The organism is Bradyrhizobium sp. UFLA05-153 (assembly GCF_054185185.1).
In genome coordinates, this window is sequence record NZ_JBBIAM010000012.1 from 33126 (window position 1) to 54133 (window position 21008).

At 64.1% G+C, this 21008-nt stretch carries 19 protein-coding genes and 1 pseudogene; 12 read left to right on the plus strand and 8 right to left on the minus strand.

What is annotated here, in order from left to right; all coding sequences use genetic code 11:
* Positions 1-43 precede the first annotated feature (43 nt).
* Together ahcY and Q2941_RS09870 are read left to right on the plus strand one after the other, a co-directional pair.
* The gene (gene ahcY, locus Q2941_RS09865) at positions 44-1465 is read left to right on the plus strand and encodes an adenosylhomocysteinase (protein ID WP_027528572.1); all 1422 of its coding nucleotides are present in this window, start codon (positions 44-46) and stop codon (positions 1463-1465) included.
* A gap of 160 nt (positions 1466-1625) precedes the next feature.
* Positions 1626-3086, plus strand: coding sequence for a flavin-containing monooxygenase (locus tag Q2941_RS09870; RefSeq protein ID WP_458192327.1), 1461 nt, complete (start codon positions 1626-1628; stop codon positions 3084-3086).
* A 22-nt stretch (positions 3087-3108) separates the two neighbouring features.
* Here Q2941_RS09870 and Q2941_RS09875 read toward each other — a convergent pair whose 3' ends face one another.
* Both Q2941_RS09875 and Q2941_RS09880 read right to left on the minus strand, forming a co-directional pair.
* A complete protein-coding gene (locus Q2941_RS09875) occupies positions 3109-3345 on the minus strand; it encodes a tautomerase family protein (RefSeq protein WP_254111572.1) in 237 nt (78 codons plus the stop codon).
* Positions 3346-3364: 19 nt separating this feature from the next.
* Positions 3365-4075 (minus strand): SDR family NAD(P)-dependent oxidoreductase, encoded by a 711-nt coding sequence (locus Q2941_RS09880; RefSeq protein ID WP_027528575.1) that lies wholly within the window; start codon positions 4073-4075, stop codon positions 3365-3367.
* A gap of 222 nt (positions 4076-4297) precedes the next feature.
* Here Q2941_RS09880 and Q2941_RS09885 point away from each other — a divergent pair, with 222 nt between their 5' ends.
* The 5 genes and pseudogenes from Q2941_RS09885 to Q2941_RS09905 all read left to right on the plus strand — a co-directional run bounded on the left by Q2941_RS09885 (position 4298) and on the right by Q2941_RS09905 (position 8231).
* Positions 4298-5221: a LysR family transcriptional regulator gene (locus Q2941_RS09885; RefSeq protein ID WP_458192328.1), complete on the plus strand. Its 924-nt coding sequence runs from the start codon at positions 4298-4300 to the stop codon at positions 5219-5221.
* A 134-nt stretch (positions 5222-5355) separates the two neighbouring features.
* Positions 5356-6394, plus strand: a pseudogene (locus tag Q2941_RS09890) (alpha/beta fold hydrolase).
* A 139-nt stretch (positions 6395-6533) separates the two neighbouring features.
* Positions 6534-6689 (plus strand): hypothetical protein, encoded by a 156-nt coding sequence (locus Q2941_RS09895; RefSeq protein ID WP_254111577.1) that lies wholly within the window; start codon positions 6534-6536, stop codon positions 6687-6689.
* Between the two features lie 121 nt (positions 6690-6810).
* Positions 6811-7740: an aspartyl/asparaginyl beta-hydroxylase domain-containing protein gene (locus tag Q2941_RS09900; protein WP_027528578.1), complete on the plus strand. Its 930-nt coding sequence runs from the start codon at positions 6811-6813 to the stop codon at positions 7738-7740.
* A gap of 32 nt (positions 7741-7772) precedes the next feature.
* Positions 7773-8231, plus strand: a complete 459-nt coding sequence (locus Q2941_RS09905; RefSeq protein ID WP_027528579.1) for a YybH family protein — start codon at positions 7773-7775, stop codon at positions 8229-8231.
* Positions 8232-8241: 10 nt separating this feature from the next.
* On the opposite strand, the gene Q2941_RS09910 is transcribed toward Q2941_RS09905, so the two are convergent.
* The 5 genes from Q2941_RS09910 to galE form a co-directional block, all read right to left on the minus strand.
* A complete protein-coding gene (locus tag Q2941_RS09910; RefSeq protein ID WP_458192329.1) occupies positions 8242-9069 on the minus strand; it encodes an amino acid kinase family protein in 828 nt (275 codons plus the stop codon).
* A 12-nt stretch (positions 9070-9081) separates the two neighbouring features.
* A complete protein-coding gene (locus Q2941_RS09915; protein WP_458192330.1) occupies positions 9082-9894 on the minus strand; it encodes an amino acid kinase family protein in 813 nt (270 codons plus the stop codon).
* Positions 9895-10022: 128 nt separating this feature from the next.
* Positions 10023-10724: a fumarylacetoacetate hydrolase family protein gene (locus Q2941_RS09920; protein ID WP_027528582.1), complete on the minus strand. Its 702-nt coding sequence runs from the start codon at positions 10722-10724 to the stop codon at positions 10023-10025.
* Between the two features lie 35 nt (positions 10725-10759).
* Positions 10760-12568 carry an ABC transporter ATP-binding protein gene (locus Q2941_RS09925; RefSeq protein WP_027528583.1) on the minus strand — a complete coding sequence of 603 codons (1809 nt, stop codon included), beginning with the start codon at positions 12566-12568 and terminating at the stop codon, positions 10760-10762.
* A 117-nt stretch (positions 12569-12685) separates the two neighbouring features.
* Positions 12686-13699 (minus strand): UDP-glucose 4-epimerase GalE, encoded by a 1014-nt coding sequence (gene galE, locus Q2941_RS09930; RefSeq protein WP_458192331.1) that lies wholly within the window; start codon positions 13697-13699, stop codon positions 12686-12688.
* Positions 13700-13826: 127 nt separating this feature from the next.
* Between galE and Q2941_RS09935 the strand changes: the two genes are divergently transcribed.
* Together Q2941_RS09935 and Q2941_RS09940 are read left to right on the plus strand one after the other, a co-directional pair.
* Positions 13827-14864 carry a glycosyltransferase family 4 protein gene (locus Q2941_RS09935; RefSeq protein ID WP_458192332.1) on the plus strand — a complete coding sequence of 346 codons (1038 nt, stop codon included), beginning with the start codon at positions 13827-13829 and terminating at the stop codon, positions 14862-14864.
* Positions 14865-15117: 253 nt separating this feature from the next.
* Complete coding sequence (locus Q2941_RS09940; protein WP_027528586.1) at positions 15118-15438, plus strand: hypothetical protein; 321 nt, start codon at positions 15118-15120, stop codon at positions 15436-15438.
* 457 nt (positions 15439-15895) lie between these two features.
* On the opposite strand, the gene waaF is transcribed toward Q2941_RS09940, so the two are convergent.
* Entirely contained in the window at positions 15896-16963 is a 1068-nt protein-coding gene (gene waaF, locus Q2941_RS09945; protein WP_027528588.1) for a lipopolysaccharide heptosyltransferase II, read from the minus strand.
* Between the two features lie 192 nt (positions 16964-17155).
* Between waaF and rfaD the strand changes: the two genes are divergently transcribed.
* The 3 genes from rfaD to Q2941_RS09960 are packed head-to-tail and all read left to right on the plus strand — an operon-like array spanning position 17156 to position 20914.
* Positions 17156-18136: an ADP-glyceromanno-heptose 6-epimerase gene (gene rfaD / locus Q2941_RS09950; RefSeq protein WP_027528589.1), complete on the plus strand. Its 981-nt coding sequence runs from the start codon at positions 17156-17158 to the stop codon at positions 18134-18136.
* Positions 18137-18149: 13 nt separating this feature from the next.
* Complete coding sequence (rfaE1, locus tag Q2941_RS09955) at positions 18150-19634, plus strand: D-glycero-beta-D-manno-heptose-7-phosphate kinase (protein WP_458192333.1); 1485 nt, start codon at positions 18150-18152, stop codon at positions 19632-19634.
* Positions 19631-20914, plus strand: a complete 1284-nt coding sequence (locus tag Q2941_RS09960; RefSeq protein WP_458192334.1) for an O-antigen ligase family protein — start codon at positions 19631-19633, stop codon at positions 20912-20914. The genes rfaE1 and Q2941_RS09960 overlap by 4 nt, the downstream gene beginning before the upstream one ends.
* Positions 20915-21008: the final 94 nt, after the last annotated feature.

Genomic DNA, 21008 nt, shown 5'->3' on the forward strand with positions numbered 1-21008 from the left:
CGAGCGCCCCGGAACGACTTTTTCAAACAACAGGAAGCTCGACATGAACGCGAAGCCCGGCTTCACCGATTACATCGTCAAGGACATTTCGTTGGCCGATTTCGGCCGCAAGGAGATCTCGCTCGCCGAGACCGAGATGCCCGGCCTGATGGCCACCCGTGAAGAGTTTGGCCCGAAGCAGCCGCTGAAGGGCGCGCGCATCGCCGGCTCGTTGCACATGACGATCCAGACCGCGGTGCTAATCGAGACGCTCGCAGCCCTCGGTGCCGACATCCGCTGGGTCTCCTGCAACATCTACTCGACGCAGGATCACGCGGCCGCCGCGATCGCCGCGGCCGGCATTCCCGTCTTCGCCGTGAAGGGCGAGACGCTGACCGAATACTGGGACTACACCGCAAAGCTGTTCGACTGGCATGGCGGCGGTACGCCGAACATGATCCTCGATGACGGCGGCGACGCGACCATGCTGGTGCATGCCGGCGTCCGCGCCGAGAAGGGCGACACCGCCTTCCTCGATAAGCCTGCTTCCGAGGAAGAGGAAATCTTCTACGCCTTGATCAAGCGCCTCCTGAAGGAGAAGCCCAAGGGTTACTTCGGCGAGATCGCCAAGAACATCAAGGGCGTCTCGGAAGAGACCACCACGGGCGTGCATCGCCTCTACGAGATGGCCAACAAGGGCACGCTGCTGTTCCCCGCCATCAACGTCAACGACAGCGTCACCAAGTCGAAGTTCGACAACCTCTATGGTTGCCGTGAATCGCTGGTCGACGGCATTCGCCGGGGCACCGACGTGATGATGTCGGGCAAGCTCGCGATGGTCGCGGGCTTCGGCGACGTCGGCAAGGGTTCGGCGGCGTCGCTGCGCCAGGCCGGCTGCCGCGTCATGGTGTCGGAGGTCGACCCGATCTGCGCGCTGCAGGCGATGATGGAAGGCTATGAGGTCGTGACGATGGAAGACGCCGCGCCGCGCGCCGACATCTTCGTCACCGCCACCGGCAACAAGGACATCATCACCATCGAGCACATGCGCGCGATGAAGGATCGCGCCATCGTGTGCAACATCGGCCATTTCGACAACGAGATCCAGATCGCGGCTCTGCGCAATCTGAAGTGGACCAACATCAAGCCGCAGGTCGATGAGATCGAATTCCCGGACAAGCACCGCATCATCATGCTGTCGGAAGGCCGCCTCGTGAACCTCGGCAACGCGATGGGACATCCGAGCTTCGTGATGTCGGCGTCGTTCACCAACCAGACGCTGGCGCAGATCGAGCTCTGGGCCAACAACAAGAACGGCAAGTACGAGAAGAAGGTCTACGTGCTGCCGAAGTCGCTCGACGAGAAGGTCGCCCGCCTGCACCTCGCCAAGCTCGGCGCCAAGCTGACCGAGTTGCGCAAGGACCAGGCCGACTATATCGGCGTCAAGCAGGAAGGTCCGTACAAGTCGGACCACTATCGGTACTGATATCCACTCGTCTCAAACGTGCAAAAGCCCCGGAGCAATCCGGGGCTTTTTGTTTTGCAGGCCGGAAACTACGGGGTTCTCCTCCCGGTTGTATCGGGGGCCGATTAGCGATTGACGCACGGCGGTGATGGTCGGACAATCCTCAGCGGCGGAGGAAACCATGCAACAAGAACATTTCGACGTCCTCATCGTCGGCGCCGGCCTGTCCGGCATTGGCGCGGGCTATCATCTCAAGACGAAATGCCCGGGCAAGAGCTACGTCCTCCTCGAGGGGCGCGACTGCATCGGCGGCACCTGGGATCTGTTCCGCTATCCCGGCATCCGCTCCGACAGCGACATGTTCACGCTCGGCTATTCCTTCAAGCCGTGGACCGATCCCAAGGCGATCGCCGACGGGCCGCAAATTCTCAACTACGTGCGCGAGACGGCATCCGAGAACGGCATCGACAAGAAGATCCGCTTCGGCCATCGCGTCAAGCGCGCGTCGTGGTCAACGCCTGATGCGCGCTGGACCGTCGAGGCCGAACGAACGACAGGCGAGGGCGCAGCCGAGATCGTACGCTTCACCTGCAATTTCCTGTTCATGTGCTCCGGCTACTACAAATACGAGGAAGGCTACACGCCGGAGTTCCAGGGTGCCGCGGATTTTCAAGGCCGCATCGTGCATCCGCAGAAGTGGACCGAGGATATCGACTACGCGGGAAGACGCGTCGTGGTGATCGGATCGGGCGCCACTGCCGTGACGCTGGTGCCGGAGCTTGCGAAGAAGGCCTCAGAGGTCGTCATGCTGCAGCGCTCGCCGACCTATGTCGTGTCGCGTCCTGCGCAGGATCCACTCGCCAACAAGCTGCGCCGCAACCTGCCGGCGACGCTCGCCTATCATATGATCCGCTGGCGCAACGTGATGTGGGGCATGTTCTTCTTCCAGCTCAGCCGGCGCCGGCCCGCCAAGGTGAAGGATCTGATCCTGAAGGGCGTGCAGATGGCGCTGGGGCCGGACTACGACGTCGCGACGCATTTCACGCCGCGCTACAATCCCTGGGATCAGCGGCTGTGCCTGGTGCCCGACGGCGATCTCTTCACTGCGATCCGCGAGAAGCGTGCCTCCGTCGTCACCAACGAGATCGACACCTTCACGAAAGACGGAATTCGCCTCAAGGACGGCAGCGAGCTTGCCGCCGACATCATCGTCACCGCGACAGGGCTCGTGCTTCAGGTCGTCGGCGGACTCGAGATCAGTGTCGACGGCCGCGTGGTCGATTTTGCCAAAACGCTGACCTACAAGGGCATGATGTACGCCGACGTGCCGAACATGGCTTCCGCCTTCGGCTACACCAACGCGTCCTGGACGTTGAAATGCGATCTCACCTGCGAATATGTCTGCCGGCTCATCAACTACATGGACCGGCACAATTTCCGCCAGTGCGTGCCGCACAATGACGATTCGACGGTCACCGCCCAGCCCTCGCTCGATTTCACCTCCGGCTATGTGCAGCGCTCGATTGCGAAGATGCCGAAGCAGGGCTCCAAGCGGCCGTGGCGGCTGCATCAGAACTATGCGCTCGACATCGTCTCGCTGCGCTTCGGCAAGATCGACGACGGCGTGATGCAGTATTCGTAACGACCGCCCACGCCGCTCCAGATCAGCCTGGTGGCGTCGCGCGACGGCGCCTGAATTCGAGGACAGGCAGACCGCCCCAGCCCCAATTGGCGGTATCGACCTCGTCGATCACGACAAAGGTCGAATCCAGCGGCTTGCCGAGGACATCGAGCAGCAATTGGCTCGAGCCCTTGATCAGCGCGACTTTCTCCTCCGCGGTGAGCGACGCCGCGCCCGGCGTCGTTCCCTCGCGGGTCACTTGAATGGTGACGATTGGCATGGTGAACCCTCCTGTCGGCTCAATGGCCGGCGCTCTGGCCGCCGTCGACATGCAGGATCTCGCCCGTCACGAAGCCCGCCCGCTCGAGATAGAGCACCGCGTCGACGATGTCGGCCATCTCGCCCATGTGGCCGATGGGGTGCAGCGTGCCGTACTGGGCATGCGTTTCGACCGGATGCATCGGCGACTTGATGATGCCGGGCGAAACCGCGTTCACGCGAATGCCGCGCTTGGCATATTCGATTGCCAGCGACTTCGTCGCGGCCGCTAGCCCGCCCTTGCTTAGCGATGCCAGCACTGATGGCACGTTCGAATTGGCCTGATCGACCAGGCTGGTCGTGATCTGGACGACGTGGCCCGAGCCCTGCTTTTCCATCTCGGCGATAGCGAGCTGCGTGATGCGGAAGAAGCCCGCGACGTTGATGCCCATGACCGTCGCATAGTCCTCGGCCGTGTACTGCGTGAACGGCTTGGCGACGAAGATGCCGGCATTGTTGACCAGCGTGTCGACACGGCCGAACCGGGCGACGGCCTGAGACACTACGCGCTCGGCGGTGCTGGGGTCGGCGATGTCGCCGGCGACAGCAAGGATGCCATCATCGGCGGAAGGTTTGATGGAGCGCGCCGTTGCGACGACCCGATAATTGCGGTCGCGGTAGGCTTGGACGAGGGCGGCGCCGATGCCCTGCGATGCACCGGTGATGATAGCGACTTTCTGCTCGATACCCATGTTGGGCTCCTGTTACTGATTTATGGGAGTGATCCTGTGCCGGTCGCCTGCGACTGGCTTGCCCGCTGAGGTACGCCGCGGCGGCTTGGTTGCGAATACGCGCTGTCCGGCAGACACTCTTTCGCGGCGCGATCGAATGGCGGGCCAGCGGTTGCGGCGGTTGTCGTGTCGCGCGTGAGCGCCTAGCTTGCGGTCGGACTTTGCTGGGGCGACGGAAAGCGCATGGATCGTCTCGACGCGATGAACGTGTTCGTCCTTGCGGTGGACGAGGGCAGCCTTGCGGCTGCTGGCCGCAAACTCGGCCGCTCGCCGGCCGCGGTGAGCCGCGCCATCGCCTTCCTGGAGGAGCGGGTCGGCACTGAGCTCCTGCACCGCACGACGCGGTCGATCAAGCTCAGCGAGGAGGGCGAGCGTTACGTGGCGATCTGCCGCCGCGTGCTGACCGAGCTGGAGGAGGCCGACGATATCGCGGCGGGGCCGCGTGCCGCGCCGCGCGGCACGCTTGCGATCACCGCGCCTGTGGTCTCCGGCGAGATGGTGCTGCGACCGATCCTCGACACGTTCCTGGATGCCTACCCGACGGTGTCGGCGAAACTGTTGCTGTTCGACCGAGCGGTCAATTTGATCGAGGAGGGCATCGACGTGGCGCTCCGGATCGGTCCTCTCTCGGACTCCGCGATGGTCGCGATGAAGCTCGGCGACGTACGCCGTGTCGTGGTGGCTGCTCCGCGATATCTCAACCAGCATCCGCGCATCACCGAGCCCGGCGATCTCGCCAAGCATCAGATCGTCGCCATGGCCCACCTGCCGAATTCGTGGACGTTTGCGCCGCAGCCCGGTTCCGTGGTGCCGCGAACCGTTCAGTTCACGCCGCGGCTCGTGATCAACAGCACCTATGCCGCGGTCGCTTCCGCCGTCGCCGGCCGCGGCCTCGCGCGGATGTATTCCTATCAAGTCGCCGAGCAGGTGCCGCGCGGCGAGCTGGACATCGTGCTATCCGGGGACGAGGATCCCGAAATGCCCGTGCACCTGATTTCGCCGCAGGGCCGGCTCTCGGTCCCGAAGGTGCGGGCCTTCACGGATTTTGCCGTGCCGCGGTTGAAGAAGCAGTTCGCGGTCCTGAAGAAGGCGATCGGTCCTCGCTGAATTGTGACTCGTTCGCCGCGCGAAAGAGTGCTTATCGCAGACCAGCGATTTGCCGCCCGCTTGCGGCCTACATCTGCGGTGAAACAGCGGCGCCGACGGCGGCATTGCGCGCCATGCAAATGCACGAGATGAAGATGTCAAAAGAGATAAACAACGATCGCCGTCGTTTCCTCACCACCGCCGCGATCGGCGTCGCCGCACCATTCGTTCTCGGCAGTGCTGCCGCCGCGCAGTCCGGCAAGGCGAGCCCCCGCAATCAAGCCGGGTACCAACACGTCCTTCGCGGCGATCAAGCAGATCAATGCCGGCTTCCTCAACGTGGGATATGCCGAGGCCGGTCCGGCGGATGGATCCGTGGTGATCCTGCTGCACGGCTGGCCCTATGACATCCACAGTTTCGTCGATGTCGCGCCTGTGCTCGCGAAGGCGGGTTATCGAGTCATCGTTCCGCATCTGCGCGGCTATGGCACGACGCGCTTCCTGTCGGGCGAGACGATGCGCAACGGCGAGCCCGCAGCGCTCGCTGCCGACCTTGTCGCTCTGATGGATGCGCTTGGCATCAAGCAGGCGACGCTCGCCGGCTATGATTGGGGCGGGCGGACCGCCAACATCGTCGCGGCGCTTTGGCCAGAGCGCGTCAAGGCGATGGTCTCGGTGAGCGGTTATCTGATTTCCAGCCAGGCGGCAGGGAAAATGCCGCTGCCGCCGAGCGCCGAGCTGCAATGGTGGTATCAGTTCTATTTCGCCACCGAGCGCGGCCGCGAGGGCTACGCCAAGAACACGCACGACTTTGCTAAGCTGATCTGGAAGCTCGCCTCGCCCAAATGGCATTTCGATGATGCCACCTACGACCGCAGCGCGGTCTCGCTCGACAATCCCGATCATGTCGACATCGCGATCCACAACTATCGCTGGCGGCTTGGGTTGGCCGAGGGCGAAGCAAAGTATGCCGAGCTCGAGCAGAAGCTGGCGGGCCTGCCGGTGATCACCGTGCCGACCATCACCATGGAGGGCGATGCCAATGGGGCTCCGCATCCGGACCCTTCCGCCTACGCGAAGATGTTCTCGGGCAAATACGAGCACCGGACGATCACCGGCGGCATCGGGCACAATCTGCCGCAGGAAGCCCCGCAGGCCTTTGCCCAGGCCGTCCTCGATATCGCCGCGAGCTGACGGCGCAGGCTGCGCCAGCGTTGTTTTGCCATCGAGGCCGGAGATGAATCGGCCATGCTGCCCAAACGGTTAACGCCGGATTAACCGGCGGGTCCTAGGCTCTCTCGGCCGGGGTGCTCGCTAATTTAAGGGTAGCCCAATGGAAGCCCAGAAGATCGCGGTCGACGCTGTCGTCGCGCTGACCGATTGTGACCGCGACGCCGTCGCTACCTTCATCCGCCAACTCTATCTAGCGGGCGTCAGGGACCCCAAGCGCCTGACCTTCAAGGGGCTGCAGGCGCTCGCGCGGGTCTGATCGGCATCCCCCGCTGTTTCAACTGTCTGTGTCGAGAACGACGGAACCAGTCTGCGGCGCCTTGCCGCTGGTGTCGGGCCGGGCTACACGAGCACGGCTGGGTCGCTTGGGGATCGGGGAAATGTTGAAACAGCTCTTTGCGCCGCAACTTGTCATCCTCTATGTGCTTGCGGCATCAACGATTTACGTCCACTTTCGAGGCAAGCAGCGGCTGCGCTTTGCCCGCCAGCTCGGCGATCATTCGACCTATCTCGCACCCTATAATGTACTGATGTATGCCGGCTCGGCCGTGCCGAACAAGCCAGTGATCTCGGTCGACCAGTTTCCCGAGTTGAAGCCGCTCAGCGAGAACTGGGAGACGATCCGCGACGAGGCGGTGCGCCTGTTCGACGAAGGCTTCATCCGCGCCGCGGCCAAGAACAACGACTGGGGCTTCTATTCGTTCTTCAAGAGCGGCTGGAAGCGCTTTTACCTGAAATGGTACGACGACTTCCTGCCCTCGGCGCGCACGCTGTGCCCGAAGACGGTGGAGCTGCTCAATTCGATTCCATCCGTGCATGGCGCGATGTTCGCGATGCTGCCGCCGGGCGGCAAGCTGGGCGCGCACCGCGATCCCTTTGCCGGATCGCTGCGCTATCACCTCGGGCTGGTCACGCCGAACTCGAACAAGTGCCGGATTCTCGTCGACGGCGTCGAATGCGTCTGGCGCGACGGCGAAGCCTTCATGTTCGACGAGACCTTCATCCACAGCGCCGAGAACGCGACCGACGTCAACCGCATCATCCTGTTCTGCGACGTCGAGCGCCCGATGAAGTTCGGCTTCATGACCGCGATGAATCGCTGGGTCAGCCATCACATCGTCAAGGCGTCGGCGACCCAGAACGTCGACGGCGAGAGCGTCGGCGTGCTCAACAAGGTGTTCGGCAAGCTCTACGAAGTCCATCTTGCGAGCCGCAAGGTCAAGGAATGGAATCGCAACGTCTACTACACGCTGAAATATTCGCTGACGGCGCTGATCCTTGGCCTCATCGTAATGTCGGCGCTGCGGTGATCGTGGCGTCCGTGCTGAATCGGGAATAGGCAATGGCCCCGTTGCCGATCGCCGACGCCGAGACAGAGCAATTCTTCCGCCAGTGGCTGGAAACCTTCGCGGGCTATGTCCGCGAGGTCGACTACGCCTCCGCGAGGCCGCTCTTCCATCCGGACGTGCTTGCCTTCGGCACGCACAACGACGTCATTCCGGGTCTCGATCAATGGGTCGCGACGCAATGGGACAACGTCTGGCCAAAGACGACCGACTTTCGCTTCGTCCTCGAGCAAACCTCGATCCTGGCGTCCTCCGATGGCACGATGGCGACCGTGATCGCGCCGTGGACGAGCACGGGCTATCATCCCGACGGCAGCTCGTTTCCGCGTCCCGGCCGCGCGACGATGGTGTTTTCGGGGAATGCCGATGGTTGGCTGTGCGTGCACTCCCACATGTCACTCAATCGCGGCGTCCCGCAGGTAAGCCATGCCAATCGACCGGTGAAGGCCTGGTAGATAGATTTCCTCAGGTTAGGCGAGCACCGGCCTGAATGATCGTCCCGACGTGCTGGCCACGCATGGCCGCCGTGAGCCGGCCGGGAACGAGACCGTTCACGACCTGCACGCGCGCGATGTGCCGCGCGTTCGCCATGACCTCGAGCAGCGCGGGATCGAACGGCAGTGTGCCCTTGAGCTTGCCAAGTTCTGCGACGTTCGTCTCGTGCAGCAACTGCGCCTGCTTCCCGTCGGCGCCGTTGGGATCGGTGGTGTAGACGCCGTCAACGTCCTCCACGATCGTGAGGCCGGCGGCGCCCAGCGCGTCCGCGAGCAGGAAGGCGCCGGTGTCGGCGCGATGCAGCGGGATGCGCGAGGTCGGGAATTCATGATGGTGGTACGGCGGAAACGCGCTGCCGACGACCGCACGGGCGGCCGAGAGGTGGATGGCGAGCTGGCTCGCGATGGTGGGGTGCTCGATGTAGGAGACACCTTCCGGGGCGAGCAGGCTCGCAAGGATATGGCCGTTCTGGCCGGCCTCGCTTGCGGCAAGCGGCGCGAGCGACCCGACGGGGAGTCCGAGGTCGAGGCCGACGCTGTAGAGATGACGGGCGCGGACGCCGGCGCCGGTCAGGATCAGCAGGCGATGCTCAGGCAGCAGCGACCGCAGCTCATCGACGAGGGGGAGGATCGCCTCATGACCGCGATCCATCACGCGGCCGCCGATCTTGATGACCTGCACCCAGGGCAGGAGCTTGATCGGGCGGCTGCCTGCGACCGGGCGAGTGAGATCGCCGTCGAGCAGGGTCTGGCGCGCAAGCGGCGAGGCGACGTGCTTGATCTGGTTGGTGACAGTCATGGCGATGGTCTCTCAGCTCGCAGTGATGATGGTGCCGACATGCTCGCCCGCGAGCGCGCGGGTCAGATTGCCGGGAACGAGGCCATTGACGATCTGCACCTGGTGGACGTGGCGCGCCGAGGTGAGGAGATCGAGCACCGGGAATTCCAGGATCGAGTCCTGCAGGCCCTTGGCCTTCATCTCGGCCACGGAGATCTTTGGGATGAAGGTGGCGTTCTTTGCCGTCTTCGGGTTCGCGGTGTATAGGCCGTTCTCGTCCTTCACATAGATCATCGCTTGGCAGCCGAACTGTTCGGCCACGAGGAAGCATCCCGCGTCGGTGCGGTAGGGCGGAATCACGCCCTCGGCCGCGGGCCGCATCCACAGGCTATAGGGGGGCATGCCGCTGAAGATGACGGCGTTCACCTCGGCGAGGAACAGCGGCACGGACGAGAGCCCGGCGCTAGAGACGGCGGAGATGCCGTGCTTGGCAAGAAGCTGACCCAGCATCGCGGCGTTCTGGTCGGCGACGGAGGCGCCGAGCTGCGAGAGCACGCCGGCCGGCAGGCGAAGCCCCGCCGCGATCGAATAGAGATGCCGCGCGCGGGTGCCTGCACCGGTCCCGATCAGGAGCTTGTGGGCCTTGCGCGCGGCGACGATCTCCTCGACCAGCGGATAGACCGCGGCGCGGCCGCGATCGATCACGCTCTGTCCACCGATCTTGATCACCGTGGCGTCCGGCAGGATCCGGAAGTCCGGAGCTGCCTCCGATGCCGCGACGAGCTCGGGATCAGTGAGCGAACGCTGCATCAGGAGCGCTTCCAGCTCGGCCGTCGTGTTCGCCATGAGAGACGTCCTTTCGTTTGTCGATCTTCTTCGGTGATCGCCGAGCGGCTTGTTTAGCAAAACCGCAGCCAGCCACAAAACAAAAGCCCCGGAGCACGCTCCGGGGCTTTGTGTTTCCAGCGCTGCGGTTACTCCGGCTGGCCGATCGACACCTTCAGCGTGCCGACGCCGTCGACGCCGCATTCGAGCTTGTCGCCGGGCTGGAGCTGCGACACGCCAGCGGGTGTACCGGTCAGGATGATATCGCCGGCGGCGAGCTTCACCTGCTGCGAGAGCTGCCAGATGATCTCCGGCACATTCCAGATCAGCTCGGTGAGGTCGCCCTTTTGCGCTTCCTTGCCGTTCACGGTGAGCCAGATCTTGCCCATCGACGGATGGCCGATCTTCGAAGCTGGCTGCACCGCGGAGCAGGGCGCCGAACCGTCGAACGACTTGCCGATCTCCCAGGGCCGCTCCTTCTTGCGCGAGGCGATCTGGAGGTCGCGGCGGGTCAGGTCGATGCCGACCGCATAACCGTAGACATGGTCGAGCGCCTTCTCCGCGGGAATGTTGAGGCCGCCGCTCTTCATCGCGACGATCAGCTCGACCTCGTGATGCAGATCCTTGGTGAGCGGCGGATAGGGGATGGTGGCGCCATCGGGCACCAGCATGTCGGCATGCTTGGCGAAGAAGAACGGCGGGGCGCGCTCGTCATTGCCCATCTCGCGGATGTGCTCGAGATAGTTGCGGCCGACGCACCAGATGCGGCGCACCGGGTAACGGCCGGTCTCGCCGACGACGGGAAGCGAAGCCTGAGGCGGAAGCGGGATGACGTAGGAGGCGGCGTTCATGAAGCGGTCTCGCTGCTCTTGGGGTAAGAATGATCCTAGGCGGTTGCACTGACAGGTGCCAGCGGCAGGGGGCCGGCGTCGTGGTGCTGCAGGCGGAAGAACGAGGCGTAGCGGCCGGAACGGCGCAGCAGTTCGTCGTGCCGTCCGCGCTCGACGATCTCGCCGCCCTCGATCACCAGGATGGCGTCCGCGTGCATGATGGTGTGCAGGCGATGCGCGATCACGATGGTGGTGCGGTTCCGGCAGAGATGCTCGATCGCCTCCTGCACTTGCTTCTCGGACTCGGAGTCGAGCGCCGCAGTGGCTTCGTCGAGTAGGATGATCGGAGCGTTCTTGAGCAGCGCACGGGCGACGGCGATGCGCTGGCGCTGGCCACCGGAAAGCTGCGTGCCGTGCTCGCCGACCGGCGTATCGTAGCCGAGCGGGAAGCTCATGATGAAATCGTGGGCGCAGGCCGCCTTGGCGGCATCGATGATCTCGTCTTCCGTCGCGTCTCGCCTGCCGAAGGCGATGTTGTTGCGGATCGTGTCGCGGAACAAATAGACGTCCTGGCCGACATAGGCGGTCTGCGCGCGCAGCGACTTGCGCGACACCGACGTGATCGACTGGCCGTCGATCAGGATGTCGCCCTGCGTCACCTCGTAGAAGCGCAGCAGCAGCGCCAGCACGGTCGACTTGCCGCCGCCGGAGGGGCCTACCAGTGCGGTGACCTTGCCGGGCTCGGCGGTGAAGCTCATGCGGTTGAGCACGGTCTCGCCAGCGCGGTAGGCGAAGCTGACATCGTTGAGCTCGATCCGCGCATCAGACAGTTTCAGCGCCGGCTTGTCGTCATCGTTTTGCTCGCTCGCCGGGCTGTCGATGACCTCGAGCAGCATGCGCGCGCCGACGAGCTGGCTGTTGAGGTCGATGTTGAGCCGCGCCAGCCGCTTGGCCGGCTCGGTCGCCATCAGGAAGGCGGTCATGAAGGAGAAGAACTGGCCGGGCGTGGCGCCGAGCGCGACCACGCTGTAGCCGCCATAGAGCAGACAGCCGGCGACCGCGAAGCCGCCCAGCATCTCCATCAGCGGATTGGAGCGGTTGGCGACGCGCGCCATCTTGTTGGCGTTGCGCTCGACGACACTGATGTTCTCGTCGATGCGGCTTTGCATCGCATCTTCAAGCGTAAACGCCTTGACCGTGCGGATGCCTTGCAGCGATTCCTGCATCGTCTCCAGAATGTCGGCGGTGCCGGTGAACTGGTTGTAGGCGAGGCCCTTGATGCGCTTGACCAGCCTGCGCAGCACCAGCATCGCTGGGGGCACCGCGACGAGGCCGATGAACGACATCAGCGGGTCCTGCCACACCATCACGCCGATCATGGCGAGCAGCATCAACAGGTCGCGCCCGACGGCATTGACCAGCATATTGAGAACGTCGGTGATGGATTTGGCGCCGGCGGTCAGGCGCGCCAGGAATTCCGAGGAGTGCCGCTCGGAGAAGAAGCCGATGCTTTCGCGCATCAGCTTGGCGAAGAGCTGCCGCTGGTTGGTGGCGAGGATGGCGTTGCTGATCTTGGTCAGGATCACCATGTGGCCGTAGGTCGCCACGCCCTTGATGAACAGGAGGACGACCGTGACGCCAGACAGCATCGCGATGCCGGGAACGTTCTTGTCGACATAGGCCTGGTTGATGACTTGGCCGAGAACGTAGGTCGCAGCCGCCGTTGCGCCGGCTGCAACCGCCATCAACGCGAAAGCGACGAGGTAGCGCCGCCAGTAGGTGATCCCCTGTTCCGTGACGAGGCGGCGAATCAGGATCGCTGCCGCATAGGGATCGTCGGTGATTTTCTTTGGAAACTGGGCCATCCGTAGTCCATTGACGGCTGGGGGCGAACCTGCCCGCGCGTCAGGGATCGAATGGCCTCTGTGCCCGCTCAGACCGGGTTTTTCAAGCCCAATTAAGGACTTGCAAACCTAACGATTCTAGGCCGAGACCGCCTGGCGGAGCTCGCCATGGCGCTCGCGGAACAGCTGTTCCTCCCAGGCCAGCGCATGGGCCGCAATCGTCTCGAGGTTCTCGTATTGCGGCTGCCAGTCCAGCACGCTGCGGATGCGGCTGGTGTCGGCCACCATGGTCATGATGTCGCCGGGCCGGCGCGGCGCGTACTGGACCGCAAAGCTGCGCCCCGACACGCGGCGCACGGCATCGATGGTCTCGAGCACGGAGTAACCGCAGCCATAGCCGCAGTTCAGCGTCGTCGAGGCGCCGCCGCGGCGCAAGTAAGCAAGCGCCGAGCGATGCGCCTGCGACAGATCGGTGACGTGGATGAAGTCGCGGATGCAGCTTCCGTCCGGTGTCGGATAGTCGGTGCCGAACACGTCGATCTTGGCGCGCTGGCCGGTTGCGGCCTCGACCGCGATCTTGAGCAGATGGGTGGCGCCGACGGTAGCAAGCCCGATGCGCGCCTGCGGATCGGCGCCGGCCACGTTGAAGTAGCGCAGGGTCACATATTGCATGCCGTAGGCCGAGGCGACGTCGTGCAGCATGATCTCCGTCATCAGCTTCGACGAGCCATAGGGCGAGAGCGGCCGCGTCGGCGCGTGCTCGGGCACCGGCACCTGATCGGGATTGCCGTAGACGGCGGCGGTCGACGAGAAGATGAAGCGGTTGATGCCGCGCTTGACTGCGACGTTCAGCAGGTTGCGCGCGGTCATGAAGTTGTTGCGGTAGTAGCCGAGCGGATCGCGCATCGACTCCGGCACCACGACCGAGCCTGCGAAATGGATGATGCTTTCGATGTTGTGCTGGGCGATCACGCCTTCGACAAGGTTTTCGTCGCCGGCATCGCCGATGAACAGTGGCACGCCTTCCGGCAAATAAGCGGAAAAGCCGGTGGAGAGATCGTCGATCACGACCACGTCCTCGCCGGCCTCCGCCAGCGCCAGAACCGTGTGACTTCCGATATAGCCGGCACCGCCGGTGACAAGCACAGTCATGATCTCACCCGTCTTCCGATCATCCGGTGATGCTAACGTTTGCGTGGTGAAGAGGGGGTATCGGCGCGGCTGAACTGGTCACTATGCTTAATGTTGCGTATAGGAGCCTCACGAAACGGAGCGTGACGTGGCCAATTTCCCGGGCGATCTCGAACTGATCGTGCCAAATCTGCACAGACGCTATTCCGGCGTGACCGCGACCAACCGGATGGTCGCCCCGCGCCTGGCAAAGCTGTTTCGTGCCGCCTGGTTCGGGTCCGATGCGCCGGAGGGAGTTGCGCGGCTCGACGTTGCCGGTTTCCTGAAACTATGGCGCCGGCGGACGCCGTTGATCTGGCACGCGCGCCGCAACAACGAGATGATCGCGGGTGTGCTCCTGCGTGCGCTCGGCTGGCCGCTGAAGCTCGTCTTCACGTCGGCCGCGCAGCGGCATCATAGCTGGATCACGCGCTGGCTGATCCGGAGGATGGATGCGATCATCGCAACGTCAGACATCTCGGCATCGTTCCTGAAAGTGAAGGCGACCGTCATTCCGCATGGCGTCGACACCGACGTCTATGCGCCGCCTGCGGATCGTGCCGCAGCGTTTGCCGAAAGCGGCTTGCCGGGCCGCTACGCGATCGGCTGTTTCGGCCGCGTGCGCGCGCAGAAGGGCAGCGATGTCTTCGTCGACGCGATGTGCCGCCTGTTGCCGCGCTATTCGGACTTCACCGCCGTCATCGTCGGCGCGATCACGCCGGAGCAGTTGCCGTTCGCCAATGATCTGAAGAAGCGGATCGAGGCTGCCGGCCTGCAATCGCGCATCGTCATGTCAGGCGAGTTGCCGATCGAACAGGTGCAGCGCTGGTACCAGCGGCTGACGATCTACGCCTTCACCTCGCGCAACGAGGGCTTTGGCCTGACGCTGATCGAGGCGATGGCGGCAGGCAGCGCGCTCGTCGCCTCACGCGCCGGCGCGGCCGAGCTCGTGGTCGAGGATGGCGTCACCGGCGTCTTGATCCGGCCGGGCGATGCGGACGCGCTGGTCGCCGCGCTCGAGCCCTTGATGCGCGATCCCGCCGCTGCGCTCGCCATGGGCGCGCGCGGGCGGGCACGGGTGCTCGCGAAGTTCAGCCTTGATGCCGAGGCGGCGCGGATCGGGGAGGTCTACCGTCCGCTGCTCTGAACCGGCGCTTTTAGGGCCCCGAACAAAAATGACGAAAACAACCCCATGCAAAGTAGCCGAGGACGGCTGGGGTTCTATTTCGTTTCTTACGAAATCGCTTGGCGCGTCGGGCAAATCGCCTGTAAACAGGTATCATCCAGAAATGATCGAGCCCGCGCCGTGTCACCGGCCGCCGGCTTTGTTGTTACTTCGACGTCCTTGACACATTGTTCATGTTTTGTTCTTATCCTGCCATCCGTGAGTGGAGATGGCCATGGACAACCGCATCAACGAAATCCGACGACTTATCAGGGCGCTACGCGTGAGCATGCTTGAGGCTGAGGCCATCATGCGTGACCAGATCAACCGGGAGGAGAGCTGCGCCTTCGTGGCGCAGGAGATCATGAAGATGCGCTCGGTCATGAGCCTGCTGGTCGAGGAGCGAACAATGCTCGGAGATACCGATCCCATCCTCGTCAACAGCTTCTTCCTTCCGCGTCGGCGGTCGGCAGTGAAGTCCGTTGCCTTGCCGGTTAAGCGCAAGCTGGCGCTGGCATCCTCTGAGAAGGCGCGGGTGCCCTCACCGGAACGCTAGATCAGCGCGCACCCGCTTCGTGTCCCCGGTTGCTTGGTCAGCGGCGCTTCGCCGACTTGGCTCGGCGATTGTATGGCGAGCGATTTGTGGGTCTCAATGAGATTCCCTCGCGGTGCGCCTTGCTGCGGATTGCAGTGGCGGGGCGCTGGAGCCTGATGCTCATCACGCCAGTTGGCGTGTTTCCCTTGGCCAACTGCCTGAGTTTCGACAGATCCTTATCGGACCACCGCTGGCGCGAACGGCGCTTGTAAGATGGGTTTGCCTTGCGCGGACCCTTCTTGCCGATCGGCGATCCGGGCCGTTTCCATGTTGCTCTTGCCATGAACTTCCTCCGTTAAGTGCTTTGTTGAACGAAGGAATCGGTAAAATTGTTCGGAGAGGAATGCCGAGCTGAAAGGGTCCTTCGTCACTTGCCTGTGCCGAGCCGGTGAACCGTGCTCCGCCGCATCTGCCTCGCTCAAGTCGTGGCGCGCGCGTTTTCGCTGAGCACGCGCTCTGCGATCGCGACGACCTCGGAGGCCGCGATGTCGCGCATGCAACGATGGTCGTTCATCCGGCAGATCGTGCTCTGGCAGGGCTGACAGGAGAGGATCGACTTGTTCTGCACGACGGTGGCGGCGAGGCCGTTGAGCGGTGCCCAGAGGTAGGGGCTGGTCGGGCCGAAGATGCCCATGGTCGGCGTGCCCAGGGCGGCTGCGATATGCATCAGCCCGGAATCGTTGGAGATGGCAACGCTGGCCGCTGCCATTGCCAGCACGCCGTTGCGCAAATCCGTCCCGGTCAGGTCGCGCACGCGTGGCCCACAGGCCGCGACGATCTCCTGGGCCATGGCCTTCTCGCCGGGGCCGCCGACCACCCAGACCTCGAGACCCTTTTCCACGAACTGGCGGGCAGCTTCCGGATAGTAGGTCCAGCGCTTGGAGGCGCCGACTGATCCCGGGCCCAATGCGACCGCGGTGACCCCGGTCAGGCCGTTCGCCTGGCGCCAGCGAGCGACGTCCTCGGCCGGGACGTGCAACTGCGGCACCGGCCATTCCGGTGGCAGCGGCGCGCCGTCGGGCTGGGCGAGCGAGGCGTTCTTGTCGATGAAGCGGGGCAGCCGCTTCTCGCCCCAGCGCCAGCGGTTGATCAGGCCGAACCGGAACTCCCCGACAAAGCCGACGCGCTCGGGGATGCCGGCCAGCGCCGGCGCGATGGCGGCCTTCCAGGTCCGGGGCAGCACGAGCGCGGTGCCATAGTTCCGCTCGCGCAGCAGCTTTGCGAGGCCGAACTGCCTGGTCACGGCGAGCCGGCTGCGCGGCAGGTCCCACACGATCCCCTGGCGGACGCCCGGCATGTAGTCGACCAGCGGAGTGCAAAGCGGGGTGGTCAGGAGGTCGACCGGCCGATTCGGCCAGCGCTCCTTCAGGACCCGCACCACGGTGTGGTTCCGGACAAAATCGCCGATCCACATATAGGGGATGATCAGGATAGGGCGCGTATCCGCCGGATCCTTTAATCCACTAAATTGCGAATCTATGTTCATTTGTAAATGGGGCCCAAGCGATGTTGACAGGGTCCGTTCGGTAGCCGCTCTGCACAGGCAGGTAAAGGCGGGACAGTTCCGATCCCAAAACCGCTTACACTTTGGCGGATCATGCGCTACGGCAGGGCTTGCGGCGGGTTCTTGGGCAGTTTCTTGGGCGCTGAATTTGGCAAATCGGGCAGGGACGGTGGAATGTTGCTGGTGACCGGTGGGGCCGGTTTTATCGGGTCGAATGTCGTGGCGGCGCTCAATGATGCGGGCCGCAGCGACGTGGTGGTCTGCGACCTGCTCGGCCACGAGGGCAAATGGCGCAACCTCGCCAAGCGACAGCTCGCCGACATCGTGCCGCCGGCCGAGCTGATCGACTGGCTGAAGGGGCGCAAGCTTGACGCCGTGATTCACCTCGGGGCCATTTCCGAGACCACCGCGACCGACGGCGATCTCGTCGTCGAGACCAATTTCCGCCTCTCTCTGCGCCTTCTGGACTGGTGCACGGCGAATGGCGTGCCGTTCATCTACGCATCGTCGGCCGCCACCTATGGCGACGGTGAAGAAGGCTTTGGTGACGACGCCTCGCTCGCCGCGCTGAAGACATTGCGGCCGATGAATCTCTACGGCTGGAGCAAGCATCTGTTCGACCTCGCTGTTGCCGAGCGCGTCGCGCGTGGCGACAGGCTGCCGCCGCAATGGGCGGGGCTCAAATTCTTCAACGTGTTCGGCCCGAACGAGTATCACAAGGGCGCAATGATGAGCGTGCTGGCGAAGCGCTTCGACGACATCAAGGCTGGCCACGTCGTGCAATTGTTCAAGTCGCATCGCGAGGGCATCGCCGACGGCGACCAGCGCCGTGATTTCATCTATGTCGAGGACGTCGTGCGGGTCATCATGTGGCTCCTTGCAACGCCGTCGGTCTCCGGGCTGTTCAACGTCGGAACCGGCAAGGCGCGCAGCTTCAAGGATCTGATCCTCGCGGCCTACGCCGCGCTCGGCACTAAGCCCAACATCGACTATGTCGACATGCCCGAGGCGATCCGCGGCAGCTACCAGTATTTCACCCAGAGCGAGGTCGATCGCCTGTACCGCGCCGGCTATAACGGCGGCTTCACGGCGCTCGAAGATGCGGTGGCGGCCTATGTCAGGGGCTACCTTGATCGCTCCGACCGTTTCCGCTGAGGCGCTGAGGACCATGCACACGCCCGTCTTCGATTTCGATACGCTCGCGCAGGCCATCGCTGGCCGCACCGTGCTCTGCATCGGCGACCTCATGCTCGACGAGTTCGTCTATGGCGAGGTCTCGCGGATTTCGCCGGAGGCGCCTGCGCCCGTGATCGCCGCGCAGCGCAGCGAGATCCATATCGGCGGTGCCGGCAACGTCGCGCGCAACATCGCGTCCCTCGGCGCGCGCTGCATCTTCGTCGCGCTGGTCGGCGAGGACGACGCGGGGGCGCGGCTCCGGGGTGCGCTGGCGGAGATCGCCGGCATCGAAAGCGTGCTTGTCAGCGACCCCTCGCGCCCTACCACGCGAAAAGTGCGCTTCGTCTCCGAGCACTTTTCCACGCATATGCTGCGCGCCGACTGGGAGCAGGCGGCGCCGGCCTCCACCGAAATCGAGCTGAAGCTGATCGAGGCGATCCTGCCGCAGATCCCGCGCGCCGACATCGTGCTGCTCTCCGACTATGCCAAGGGCGTGCTGACCGCGCGCGTGATCCGCAACGTGATCGATGCCGCGCGAAAGCTCGGCAAGCGCGTGATCGTCGACCCCAAGAGCCCCAACTGGGCGATCTATCGCGGCGCCAGCCTGCTCACGCCCAACCGCAAGGAATTTGCCGAGGCGACCCGCAGCCGCGCCGATACCGTCGATGGTATCGCCGAGGCGGCGCAGGACGTGATGCGGCTTGCCGATTGCGAGGCGATCCTGGTGACGCAAAGCGAGCACGGCATGACGCTGTTGCCGCGCGAGGGCGACGTCGTCCACGTTCCGGCCTATCCGGTGAAGGTGCGCGACGTCTCGGGCGCCGGCGACACGGTCTCTGCGGCGCTTGCCGCGACGCTCGCGACTGGCGCCGATTGGGACACTTCGCTGCGCATGGCCAGCGCCGCCGCTGCGGTCGCGGTTGGCAAGCAGGGCACTGCAAGTGTGAGCGCGGCCGAGCTGCGGCGAAAAATCCTGCCGCATGCCTATCTCGCCGCCGAGGAGAAGATCGTGCTCGCGCCCGGCGCGCTTGCCGCGCAGCTTGCGGACTGGCGCAAGCAGGGCCTGCGCGTCGGCTTCACCAATGGCTGCTTCGACATCCTGCATCCCGGTCACGTCAAGGTGCTGACCGCGGCGCGCGCCGCCTGTGATCGCCTTGTCGTCGGCCTGAATAGCGACGCCTCGGTGCGCCGGCTGAAGGGCGAGGACCGGCCGGTGCAGGACGAGCGCGCACGGGCCGAGGTGCTGGCGGCGCTCGAAGCCGTCGACCTCGTCGTCATCTTCGAGGAGGACACGCCGATCAATCTGATTTCCGACATCAAACCAAGCGTGCTGGTGAAGGGCGGCGACTACACCCGCGAGCAGGTGGTCGGTTATGACGTCGTCGAAGCCGCTGGCGGAACGGTAGTGCTGGTCGACATCCTCAGGGGATTTAGCACGACCGCACTCGTCAACCGTGCGCGGGGAGGGATGACGTGACGGCGCTGGCGCAGGAAACTACCGGCGCGATGATGCTCCGCCGCTTGCGCAGCCCCGCCGCATGGGCCGAGAGCGTGGACCTATTCGCGGTCCTGACCGCGGCCTCGCTGCCATGGTCGACGTCGCTGGCCGCGATCTTCAATGCCCTCATGCTCGTCTGCATGGTCCCGTTTCTCGACGTCAGGGATTTCCTGCAATCCTTGAAGCGGCCGATCTGTGCGGCGCCGATCGCGCTGTTCCTGCTCGCGCTCGTGGGAACGCTGTGGTCGGATGCGGCGTGGGGCGCGCGGCTCTATGCCGTGAACCCGACCGTCAAGCTGCTCGTGCTCCCGGTCCTGCTCTATCATTTCGAACGCTCCTCGCGCGGACGGTGGGTGTTCGTTGCCTTTCTGGTCTCCTGCGCGCTGTTGTCGGTGATGTCCTGGCTGGTCGCCTTCAATCCCGCACTCTCGATCAAGCCCGGAGACGTCGAGCGCGGCATCTTCGTCAAGAACTACATCGACCAGAGCCAAGAATTCACGCTGTGCGCGGTCGCGCTCGCCTATCCGGTCGTGATGCTGCTGCGTGAGAAGCGATACGCGCTCGCCGCCGTGCTCACGGCGCTCGCGCTGAGCTTCTTCGCGAACATGGCCTTCGTGATCGTCTCGCGCACCGCGCTCGTCACGGTGCCGATCATGCTCGCGGTGTTCGCGCTGCTTCACTTGCGGTGGCGCAGCATCCTGATCATCTCTGCCGGTCTGCTCGCCTGCGCGCTGCTTGCCTGGCAAATCTCGCCGCAATTGCGCAAGACGACCGACACCTTTTCCCGCGACTATCGGCTCTACACGCAGGAGAAGGTTCCAACCTCTATTGGCGAGCGCCTCGAGTATTGGCAGAAGTCAATTCAGTTCTTTGTACAGGCTCCATTCGTCGGGCATGGTACGGGCTCCACTAAAGGGCTGTTTGACAAGGTCGCCAAGAGCGCCGAATGGGTTCAAGGCGTCAGGGTCTTTCCGAATCCGCATAACCAGACACTGAACGTCGCCGTGCAGTGGGGCGTCATCGGCATCGTCGTTCTCTACGCGATCTGGCTCCAGCATCTCCTCTTGTTTCGCGGCGACGGACTTGCCAACTGGGTCGGCCTCCTCGTCGTGGTGCAGAACATCTTCACGTCGCTCTTCAACTCCCATCTGTTCGACTTCCACGAGGGCTGGATGTACGTCATCGGCGTCGGCGTTGCCGGCGGCATGGTGATCCGCGCGCGACAAGCCGAGCCGAAGGTGGGGGAAGCCGGTTCCTGAGCCGCCGCGCGGCTGGCAAGTCTTGTGCTGGCAAGTCTTGTGCTGGCATGTCTTGCGGAGATGGGCTATCAGCGCGGTCAGGTTGCATCTAACT